This is a genomic window from Vreelandella olivaria, from assembly GCF_023507745.1.
Taxonomy (GTDB): domain Bacteria; phylum Pseudomonadota; class Gammaproteobacteria; order Pseudomonadales; family Halomonadaceae; genus Vreelandella; species Vreelandella olivaria_A.
Window position 1 is genome coordinate 160,904 of the sequence record NZ_JALPZO010000144.1, and the last position, 10,830, is coordinate 171,733.

General features: G+C 54.4%; 9 protein-coding genes. 4 read left to right on the forward strand and 5 right to left on the reverse strand.

The genetic code is table 11. The annotated features are described in order from the left end of the window. Positions 1-2 precede the first annotated feature (2 nt). The 5 genes from truD to HP566_RS18030 all read right to left on the reverse strand — a co-directional run bounded on the left by truD (position 3) and on the right by HP566_RS18030 (position 3,856). Positions 3-1,061 (reverse strand): tRNA pseudouridine(13) synthase TruD, encoded by a 1,059-nt coding sequence (gene truD / locus HP566_RS18010; protein WP_249978695.1) that lies wholly within the window; start codon positions 1,059-1,061, stop codon positions 3-5. Continuing rightward, positions 1,054-1,542 (reverse strand): 2-C-methyl-D-erythritol 2,4-cyclodiphosphate synthase, encoded by a 489-nt coding sequence (gene ispF, locus HP566_RS18015; protein WP_284041550.1) that lies wholly within the window; start codon positions 1,540-1,542, stop codon positions 1,054-1,056. The genes truD and ispF overlap by 8 nt, the downstream gene beginning before the upstream one ends. After that, positions 1,542-2,252: a 2-C-methyl-D-erythritol 4-phosphate cytidylyltransferase gene (ispD, locus tag HP566_RS18020; RefSeq protein ID WP_249978696.1), complete on the reverse strand. Its 711-nt coding sequence runs from the start codon at positions 2,250-2,252 to the stop codon at positions 1,542-1,544. Before ispD ends, ispF begins: the two co-directional genes overlap by 1 nt. Then, on the reverse strand, positions 2,249-2,602 hold the full coding sequence (ftsB, locus tag HP566_RS18025; RefSeq protein WP_249978697.1) for a cell division protein FtsB: 354 nt from the start codon (positions 2,600-2,602) through the stop codon (positions 2,249-2,251). The genes ispD and ftsB overlap by 4 nt, the downstream gene beginning before the upstream one ends. Before the next feature lie 93 nt (positions 2,603-2,695). Further along, positions 2,696-3,856 (reverse strand): GNAT family N-acetyltransferase, encoded by a 1,161-nt coding sequence (locus tag HP566_RS18030; protein ID WP_249978698.1) that lies wholly within the window; start codon positions 3,854-3,856, stop codon positions 2,696-2,698. Between the two features lie 169 nt (positions 3,857-4,025). On the opposite strand from HP566_RS18030, the gene HP566_RS18035 reads away from it, so the two are divergent. The 4 genes from HP566_RS18035 (at position 4,026) to HP566_RS18050 (ending at position 10,679) form a co-directional block, all read left to right on the forward strand. Beyond that, positions 4,026-5,381, forward strand: coding sequence for an aldehyde dehydrogenase family protein (locus HP566_RS18035; protein ID WP_249978699.1), 1,356 nt, complete (start codon positions 4,026-4,028; stop codon positions 5,379-5,381). Positions 5,382-5,447: 66 nt separating this feature from the next. Further along, complete coding sequence (locus HP566_RS18040; protein ID WP_249978700.1) at positions 5,448-8,060, forward strand: ATP-binding protein; 2,613 nt, start codon at positions 5,448-5,450, stop codon at positions 8,058-8,060. Next, positions 8,057-9,826 (forward strand): EAL domain-containing response regulator, encoded by a 1,770-nt coding sequence (locus HP566_RS18045; RefSeq protein WP_249978701.1) that lies wholly within the window; start codon positions 8,057-8,059, stop codon positions 9,824-9,826. The genes HP566_RS18040 and HP566_RS18045 overlap by 4 nt, the downstream gene beginning before the upstream one ends. Next, positions 9,816-10,679: a MurR/RpiR family transcriptional regulator gene (locus HP566_RS18050; RefSeq protein ID WP_249978702.1), complete on the forward strand. Its 864-nt coding sequence runs from the start codon at positions 9,816-9,818 to the stop codon at positions 10,677-10,679. The genes HP566_RS18045 and HP566_RS18050 overlap by 11 nt, the downstream gene beginning before the upstream one ends. Positions 10,680-10,830: the final 151 nt, after the last annotated feature.

Below are 10,830 nucleotides of genomic sequence, written 5' to 3' on the forward strand. Positions count from 1 at the left end.
TGTTAAACAAAATCGGAATGATGAATCAGCTCACTGACCACCGCAGTGGCAAAGCTGCCACGGGGCAGCGCAAACGACAGTTGCACAGCCGCAGACTCCCAGCGAAGCTCTGGCTCCACCAGTCGAACGCGAAGCGCCCGTTGGGCACGCTTTACACCACTCTTTTCCAATCCCTCACAGAGGGCGGGGTACTGCTGCACTAAATCTGCCTCGTAAGCCGCTATCGCGTTTTCCGTGTTTCCCTGTATTATCTTTTTTTGCGCAACGCCCCAGAGTATGCCGGTAGGGTGAATATCCAGCTCAGCCGCACGGTTAATTAAGCTGTCATCCACGTTTTCGATGCCAAATACGCTTTGGGTGCCATCCAGCATCAGGGTATCTCCTGGTAAGGGCTGACACCAGGTACCATCGCCCAAACGGGCGCTTAACAGTTCATTAAACAAAAAGCTGCGCGCGGTGGAAAGCAACATGCCCTGGCGGTCATCGCGCTTACGCCAGCCTTTGGCGAATGCCGCCTCTGCACGCTGCAGGTTACGCCCACCGGGGCCAAAACGTTGAGGGCCGAAGTAGTTTGGCACCCCTTCCTTACAAAGCGCTTCCCAGCGCTGTACAAAATCATCAGCCTGCACCGCATCGCCACTCAGTTTCAGGCAAAAATGGTTCGTGCGGTGCACACCTCTTTTCAGCTTTCGAGGATGGCGGGCCTGCTCTAACACGGTGATGCCTAATGCCTCTAACGATGTCCCCAAGTCGGCAGGTGCTTCCCTGCCGGGAAGGTGCACACTCAACCATTGTCGGGTAACCGCAACCCGATCTTTCATACCCGAATAACCAACGTCTCTGGGCGTTACCTTGCATAGCCGACTTAAGATTTTAACCACATCTAACGTGGTTTGGTTGCGCTTTTCAAGCCGCAACCACACATGCTCCCCATGCGCTTCGGGTGTAAAGTCGAGTTGCTCATCAACAATGAAATCCTCTGGCTGGGCGCGATACTGTCCGAGTTTTGGTTCCCCAAACCGGGCATCCAAATAACGCCGCCACTGGGGAAGTTTAAGCATTTAAGGTCTCTTGCCACTCAACCAGAACAACCGCTTCAGCAGCAATTCCTTCCCCACGCCCGGTAAAGCCCAGTCGCTCCGTGGTGGTGGCTTTTACATTTACCTGACTTATTTCAATCCCCAAATCTTCAGCAATCACCTTTCGCATCGCTTCAATATGCGGTGCCATTTTGGGCGCCTGGGCCATTAACGTGGCATCCAGGTTAACCACACCAACGCCTTGCTCACGTACCAGCATAACAACATGGCGCAATAGTTCACGGCTATCTGCACCTTTCCAGGCCGGGTCTGTATCCGGGAAGTGTCGGCCTATATCCCCCAGTGCGCAGGCACCTAACAGCGCATCACTGATCGCATGCAACAGCACATCGCCATCAGAGTGCGCTACAAAGCCGTGTTCAAAAGGCAGCTTTACCCCACCGATCATTAAATGGTCACCTGGCCCAAAGCGGTGCACATCAAAACCATGGCCAATACGCATCAGGCACTCCTTTCAGAGGATTGAGCCGCTTGTGACGCCATAATGGCGGCGGCAAGAGCGAGATCATCAGGGTGGGTCACTTTCAGGTTATCGCGCCGCCCGCTCACTAGTTTGGGGGCTTTTCCAAGCGCCTCAACAGCGGAGGCTTCATCCGTTACCACACGGTTAGCATGCACCGCCTGCTCAAGGGCACACCGCAACAGCGCGTAGTGAAAACCTTGTGGGGTTAGGGCATGCCATAACCCCGCCCGTGGTTCGGTTACCATACTGTGCTGCTCGGCGTTGGCACGCTTCATGGTATCCGCTACGGGCATTGCCAGCAGGGCACCTTCTGGATGCTCACTGGCAGCGCGGTAGAGCGCATGCAGATCCGCCGGGGTAATGCAGGGTCGCGCTACATCGTGAACCATCACCACATCATTGTCATTCGCGGGAATTGCCAGAAGAGCGTTAAGTACGCTTTCCATGCGCTCTTGCCCCCCCTTCACTCTCTGCCAGTGGCGAAACGGCACCCATTCGGATCGGAACCACTGATCATCTCTATCCAAACATAACACCAGATGAGCATCTGGAAAGGCGGCATGTAGACGCTGTAGGGTGTGCTTCAGAATAGGCTGTTCAGCAATGTTAAGATATTGCTTGGGCTTATCAGCCCCCATACGTTTTCCCTGGCCCGCGGCCGGCACAATAAGCCACAGCGTATCACTCACTGCCTCGCTCCTTCGCCGGAACGACCCGATTGGGTAACCAGACCTGCGTTAAGACCTATCAGCTCAGTTTCAATCGCCACGCCGGGCACCCAGAAAAACTGCTCATCGCTGCGCACCATTCCCATGTCGCTGCGGGCGCGCTCTTCAATGGCATCCAGGCCGGTTTTAAGGTCGGTAACTTCTGCCGCTAGCCGTGAATTTCGCTCACGCAACGGCACGTTGGCTGCCTCTTGAACGGCAACACGCTCCTCCACCCGTTGAAGATCCTGCCAACCGCCGTTGCCCAGCCACAGCTGGTATTGGAGAAGGCCCAACACGGCAAGCAGTGCCCCTACTAGCCATTTATGCATCACCAAGTTCCTTATGCTGGCGTGAACGGCGCGCATTATGCCATTAAGGGACCATGCCCAGCGAGTCACACCGGTATGTTAACAAGTGGTTACTTATAACCCATGCGCCTTAAATGGCAACGCCTCTTTGGCAGCCTGACGATAGGCGTTGACATGCACAGCTTCCTGCTGGCAAAACTGGGCCACACCCGCAGCCAACCCAGGGTGCATAAGGTAGTGCAGTGAGCGTACCCGCTGAGGGGAAAATCCCCGCACCAGCTTATGCTCTCCCTGCGTACCAGGGTCAAACAGCGTTAACCCCTTAGCCAGACAATATTCAATGCCCTGGTAATAACAGGCTTCAAAGTGCAGGCAGTCAGCCACTATCTCGCTGCCCCAATAGCGACCATAAAGTGTGGAGTCGCCACGCAGGTAGAGTGCAGCCGCCACGGGTTGGCCATTGAGCAAGGTCTGCACCAGTACCAGCGATTCAGGCATTGAGTATCGTAAATGTTCAAAAAACGCCTGATTAAGATACGGTGGTCGACCACGCTCATGATACGTGATGGTATAGCAGCGATAAAAATGCGCCATTGCTGCTTCGGAAATTTCACTGCCTTCCAGGCGCTTCAGGGTAAGCCCCTGCTCAGCTACCCGACGGCGCTCTCGCTTAATCATTTTGCGCCGTTTGGAGGTCAGGCTGGCCAGAAACCCAGCGAAATCGTTAAACCCACGGTCACGCCACTGAAATTGCACGCCTTCCCTAGCAATGAGGGTGGGACACTGGCGCTGCCAGGCGCTCACTTCCGACTCTTCTGCAAATAGCAGGTGCCAGCCAGATAGCAGTTGATGCTCACACTGCGTTTGCCAGGCCGATGCTAACAGGGCACGCACCTCGTCCGCGTTTACATCCACCGCCATCAGTGTACGTGCACCCGGTACAGGAGTGAATGGAATGGCGCTCAGCGCCTTTGGATAATAGTGCCCTCCGGCTCTTTCGAATGCCTCTGCCCAGCCCCAGTCGAACACATACTCGCCGTAGGAGTGGTACTTGCGATACATGGGCATTGCGCCCACCAGCCGGTCGTTTTGCCAAACGCATAAATGACAGGGTTCCCACCCCGTGTTGCTACTGACAGAGCCACTAACCTCCAGCGCCAGTAAAAACGCGTGGCGCAGAAAGGGCTGATCATTACTCACCAGCGCGTCCCACTGACTTTCCGCGATGGCCTTAATGGCAGGTAGAATAGAGAGTGATAGCGGCGGTGAAAGCATAGCGTCTCTCAAAGGCGTAAGCTAAAACAAACGGTAGTTAATGATGCACTCTATCATTAACCCAGGCAGAAACCGCCCTGTTTCAACACTCGCTCAATGATGGTGCCTGCGCCGTCGTTGATATATGCAAAAGGCGTACTGACCGCCATGCGTTAATCAAGGAGAGGCCATGAATCGCAACCTAACGGATGTCTTCCACGCTCAACAGCAGGCCGTTGAGCGGGCGCCCTTCCCTCCATTAAGCACCCGACGCGAGCGTCTGACCCGCCTGGCTCGTATGACCAAGCGTCATCAGCATGACATCGTACGCGCCATTCAGGCTGATTTTGGCCAACGCAGCGAAGTGGAAATTCACCTGGCCGAAATCAGTGCGGTAACTCAGGCCATTGGTTATACACGCCATCGCTTAAGGAGCTGGATGCGCCCTAAACGGGCGGGAGTACCCTGGCGCCTGCTGCCTGCGCGAGCCAGGGTGGAGCCACAGCCGTTAGGTGTTGTTGGCATAGTATCGCCTTGGAATTACCCCTGGAGTCTGGCACTGATGCCCGCTATAGATGCCTTTGCGGCGGGCAACGTAGTGATGCTCAAGCCAAGTGAGCGCACCGCTCATACCAGTGCATTACTAGCCAAGCTGATACCGCAATACTTTACGCAGGACGAATTCAGTGTGGTGGAAGGCGGAGAAGAAGTGGCAGAGGCTTTCTGCTCACTGCCCTTTGATCACTTGGTGTTTACCGGTTCCTTCCAGGTAGGGAAACGGGTCGCGCTGGCGGCGGCAGCCAACCTAACGCCGGTTACCCTTGAGCTAGGCGGAAAGTCTCCTGCCATTGTGGCAGGGGATGCCGACCTGGACCGTGCGGCGGCGGCCATTATCTTCGGGAAAGGCCTTAACGCTGGGCAAACGTGTATTGCGCCTGACTATGTTTTAGTGGAAAGCCGCCGACTAGAGGACATGATACAGGCCTTAACCCAGGCCATCGCACACCAGCGGCCTTCGGATAAAGAGGCGACCTCCGCTATTAGTGAACACCATCAGCAGCGCATGGATTGGTTGATAGAGGAAGCACGGGATCACGGCTGCCGCATCATCGACTCTGGCAGCCATGCACCAGCACTGATTATCGATCCAACACAAACACTAGCGGTCATGCGTGAAGAGATATTCGGACGCTGCCTCCCTGTCATTGGGGTTAAAGATACCCATGCTGCCATCGATTATGTCAACGCACGCCCCCATCCGCTGGCGCTCTACGCCTTTACAGATAATAAAGCGCTCCAATTGACCCTGCGCCAACACACCCGTTCGGGGGCGCTGGTGTTTAACGAAACGCTGCTTCATCACGCGGTTCCCTCACTCCCGTTCGGTGGTGTGGGTAATAGTGGCATAGGCGCTTATCACGGGCGCTGTGGATTCGAGCGTTTTAGTCATCTACGCAGTACTTTCTATCAGGCAAAACAGCCTGCCAGCCGCTTGATCAGGCCTCCTTACCGACGCTGGCTGATGAAGTTACTACGGCTTGGCTAAAGCTGGCGCGGTAATATCCGATAATTATCAGGTAGACGATGGCCTAATTCTTTTTTTGGAACTTCTATGCAAGCCGCAGACCTACCTGATAATGAAGCACAGCGCCTGATGGCATTGCATGCGCTCCAGGTGCTTGATACACCTATTGATGATGCGTTTGAACGTATTACACAGCTTGCACAGGCTCTTTTTGACGTACCTATTGCACTGGTATCGCTGGTTGACCATGAGCGCCAATGGTTTAAGTCTCACAGCGGACTAGAGATATGTGAAACCAGTCGCGAAGTCTCTTTTTGCGCCCATGCTATCGCTCATGATGCTCCCCTGATCATTGAAAACACGTTAAACGACGAACGGTTTGCGGATAACCCATTGGTTACCAGCCCACCTCATATTCGCTTTTATGCAGGCTATCCACTGCGCCCCGCTGATGACCTGCCAGTGGGTACGTTAAGCCTGATCGATAGTCAGCCACGTCATTTTAGCCAGCGCGAACGCCACCTGTTACAAACACTGGCCAATCAAGTCGAAGAGTTATTGCGCCAGCACCAAATGCGCCAGCTATTAGCCCAAACCACACGGCGCTATGAGGCGCTATTAAATGAAAGCGCTACAGGCATCATCCGCATTGATTGCACGGGGCAAGTGCTGGGCATCAATCACTTTGCGCAGACGATGCTGGGTTATAGCGACCATGAAGTCGTGGGGCAGAATGTATCCATATTGACCCCGGCAGCCATTAGCAGCCGGCATAATAGCTTTATTAGCAATTACCTGGAGGGTGGCGAACCCAAAGTGATTGGTCGGGGCCGGGAAGTCGAAGCGCGTCATAAAGCCGGCCACATGATTCCCGTGCACCTGGCGATTAACGCCATCCATAACGAACAGGGAGAGGTTGTTGAGTTCCTGGGGATTCTAACCAACTTGACCGAGGTTTATGCAGCCACTGAGCGGATGCATAAAGAGCAGAGCCTGCTCAAGGTGCTGCACCAGGGCATTACCGATTATCAGGCATTGATGTCCGGTGAGCAGTTATGGACCTTCCTGATGGAAGCGCTACGCGAACTGACCGACAGCGACTACACGCTGATTGGCGAGGTACTACCCACCGATACCACCAACGCACTCAAAATCCATGCTATCACCGACCTTTCCTGGAGCGACGAGTCACGCCACTTAATGGAGCAGTTACGCAGTGGAAATATGGTGCTGACCAACCCCAACTCCCTGTTAGGTCGCGTTTACGCCTATGGGGATGTCATCATCACCGACAATGTTTCCCAGCACTCTAAACGCGGAGGCTTCCCGCCAGGCCACCCAAAACTGGATAATTACCTGGGCGTACCGATTTTCAGTGGCAACAACCTGATTGGTATGTATGCCATTGCTAACAGCAAACAGCCCTTGAACCAGGCACTACTGGACTGGCTCCAGCCGTTTACCGATACCTGTGCGCTACTGATTAACCTTTACCGCCAGATGGCCGAGCGTGAACAGGTGACACGGGATCTGGCCGCTGCCCGCGACCAGGCCGAAACAGCCAATAAGGCCAAGAGTGAGTTTCTATCCTCCATGAGCCATGAGCTGCGCACGCCGCTCAATGCCATTATTGGTTTCGCTCAACTATTGGCAAAAGGCCGCCGTGACCCATTGAGCAGCAAGCAGCAACGCCAGGTGGGCCAGATCGAGAAAAGCGGCCAACACCTTTTGAGCCTGATCAATGAAGTACTCGATTTAGCCAGGATCGAGGCGGGGCATATGACGCTCTCCATGGAACCAATTTTAATTGAGAATGTGCTTGATGATGCCTGCAGTACCCTGGAGGCCAATATAGATGCGGCGGGCATTACACTTACTCGCGCGCACCTCTCCTCACCTTGGCAGGTAATTGCCGATTACACACGGACCAAGCAGGTCTTACTTAACCTGCTTTCCAACGCGATTAAGTACAATCGGGAACATGGCACGATTCATATTGGCATAGAGCAGCTTGGCGATGAGCTACGCATCGGAATTACGGACTCCGGATGCGGCATTGCGCCAGCGCGACATCACGAACTCTTTGAACCTTTCAATCGACTGGATGCCGAGTATGGCACCATTGAAGGTACTGGTATTGGCCTGGCCATCACCCGAGAACTCGTTGAGCGCATGCAGGGGCGTATTGGCGTTGAGAGCCAACCCGGTCAGGGGGCAACCTTCTGGTTTACGCTACCCATTACCGAACAAGCGATTGCGCCAGGACAACTCTCCTCCGAACCAGGTAACAGTGATTCCGAAAGTGGTCAGGTCAGCTACCAGTTACTCTACATTGAAGATAACCCGACCAACCAGCGTCTGATGGAAGATATAATAGATGACTTCGACAAGGTGCAACTGCAAACCGTTGCCAGTGCCGAACTGGGGCTTGACATCATGCGCCACTCCCCACCAGACCTCGTACTAATGGATATTCACTTACCTGGGATGAGCGGTTACCAGGCGTTAGACGCCGTGCAGCAGGACCCTAAGCTGCAGCACCTCAAGGTCATTGCGTTATCTGCCAATGCGATGAAGCGTGACCAGCAATATGGTTTAGCCGCCGGTTTTGCTGACTACCTCACCAAACCGATCGATATCGAAAAATTAACGGCGACGCTCAACCGCTTCCTCAAGCTGGCACCCGGGGAAGAGTCATGAACCTTAATCACAAACACTTACTCGTGGTGGATGACAACAGCATTAATATTGAGCTGTTGCTCGACCTGCTGGATGATCACGGCTTTGACAATATCCATGGTATTAACGACTCCCGCGAGGTGATTTCCCACTGTCAGCAAACACTGCCAGACCTGATACTGCTGGATATTCGCATGCCTTACCTGGACGGTTATGCGGTCATTGGTCAGTTGCAAGAACAGTTTGCGGGCCATACACCGCCGATTATCGTGCTTACCGCTCAAATCGATGATGAAACGCGCCACCGTGCCCTTAGCTTAGGCGTGAGAGACTTTATCACCAAGCCATTCAAACACGATGAGGTACTCCAGCGCATTCGCAATACCTTAAGCATTGAACACCGCTATCAGGTGCGTGATCAACAGGCTGAGACTCTGGAACTCATGGTCGCCAAGCGCACCAGGGAATTAGACCGCCAGTCCCGAACCGACCCCATTACCCAGCTTGCCAACCGGCGGGCATTGAACCAAATGCTGCAGGCAGCAGCGCTGAGCGGCGCGGGTGCCGGTCTGCTGTTCATTGCCCTGGATGACTTGGATAATGTCGTGAGGCTACACGGCTACGGTATTGCCGACCGCTTGATGGTGCATATCACTCACCAGCTTTCTGCTCAGTTGGATCACCAGTGCGAGCTGGGACTGTGGGGCGGAAGCGAGCTATTGGTCATCGCCGCCAATACTGAGCGTGAAGAACTTACGCTGATGGCTCAAAAGCTATTACGCTGCTTCGACCATGACCAAGCGCTGGGTGACCTTCTGTTACCGCTGAATGCCCGTATTGGTATCAGTTGGTCACACACTCACTTCGACACCGAGCGCCTTGTACACATGGCGGCATTAGCACTACCGCAAAGCGGTTCGCTGCGAATTCAAAGCTATGACGAAACTCTGGAGGCGCAACAGCGCCATCGCCTGCATCTTCAGCAAGCCATTCGCGGAGCGTCAGCGCGTGGCGAGATGTCGCTTGCGTTTCAGCCAAAACTCTCATTAATCACTCAGCGTATCATCGGTGCTGAAGCCCTTCTGCGCTGGCACCACCCTGAGCTGGGCCATGTCTCACCAGCGGACTTTATCCCCCTGGCAGAAGCCAGTGGAGAAATTCTCTCAATTGGTGAATGGGTGCTGGAGGAAGCGATGAGGCACATCGTCGCATGGCGCGCCCAGGGATTGCTAAATGATGAGTTTCATATCGCGGTGAACGTGGCGGCACGCCAATTGGCACGCAAAGACTTTGCCGAAAAACTGCTCGAACGGCTTAATGCACACAACATCCCCGAACGTTTTTTTGCGCTGGAAGTGACCGAATCGGGTTTAATGAGCGACATGCAAAATGCCCGTGTACAGCTTGCCCAGCTTGCTGATGTCAATATTGCCGTGGCAATTGACGACTTCGGTACCGGCCACTCCTCGCTGGCTTATGTGAAAACACTCCCGTTCACAACGTTAAAAATTGATCGCGCCTTCGTTATGGATCTAGAAGAAGACGCAGTAGATCGCCATCTGGCACTGACCATTACGCAGCTTGCCCATGCGGTGGGCTGTGACGTGGTGGCTGAAGGCATTGAGACCTCTGCCCAGGTAGACTACTTACGTTCTATTGGTTGCGAAGCAGCACAAGGGTATTACTATGCACGCCCTTTACCTGCCGATGAGTTTTTCGCATGGTGTAAGAAATGGGCATCCAACCAACACTCGCCCCCTGCCACGGAGTCTGTTAATGGCGCATGATCTGCTTGACCGCTTACGCGAACGTCTGGAAGAGTTGAACCGCTCAGAGCGCAAAGTCGCCAACGTGATATTGGAAGACCCCGCCGCCGCCACCAGCCTGAGCATTGCCAGCCTAGCCCAGGCGGCCAGCGTCAGCGAACCGACAGTCAACCGGTTCTGCCGCAACTTCGGCGCCAAAGGGTATCCTGACTTTAAAATCAAGCTCGCCCAAAGCCTTGCTGGCGGAACCCCCTATGTCACCAGGGCAGTGGAGCCCGGTGACAACGCCACGCAATATACCCATAAAATCTTTGGTGCAACGATTGCCGCGCTGGATGAAGCCCAGCGTGAAGTGGATATGGCGGCCATCGAGCGTATGGTCGACTACCTCACCCAGGCCAAACAGATTCATTTCTTCGGACTTGGCGCGTCAGGGGCCGTCGCCCAGGATGCCCAGCACAAGTTTTTCCGCTTTAACCTGCCCGTAATGGCCTATGTTGATGTGCTCATGCAACGGATGGTGGCAGCTGCCTGCCATACCGGGGATGTGGTGGTGATTATTTCTTACACGGGACGCACCAGGGAGCTGGTGGATATCGCTAAAATAGCGCGTGAAGCGGGAGCCGTCGTGCTTGGTATTACGGCGCCTGACTCCCCCCTTTCACAGGAGTGCACCGCGACTCTTGACGTGTCGACCCCCGAAGACACCGACCATTACATGCCAATGACCTCACGGGTTATTCAGCTTACGTTGATTGATGCGCTTGCCACAGGTGTCACGCTGCGGCGTGGCGAAGACTTCCTGCCACACCTGAAAAAAATCAAAGACAGCCTACGCGACACCCGCTTTCCTGTTGAAAAATCAGGCAAGTAGCGCATAGTCCGAGGTTACCGTTAGCCTAGATACCATCTCTCCTAACCAGTCACAAACAACCCATTAGGTGGTTTGCGACCGATATTCGGTTTGGGTCTTGAGGATGCCATAGGCGATGTGGATTAGCTTCCGCATCGCCGCCCCCAAGGCC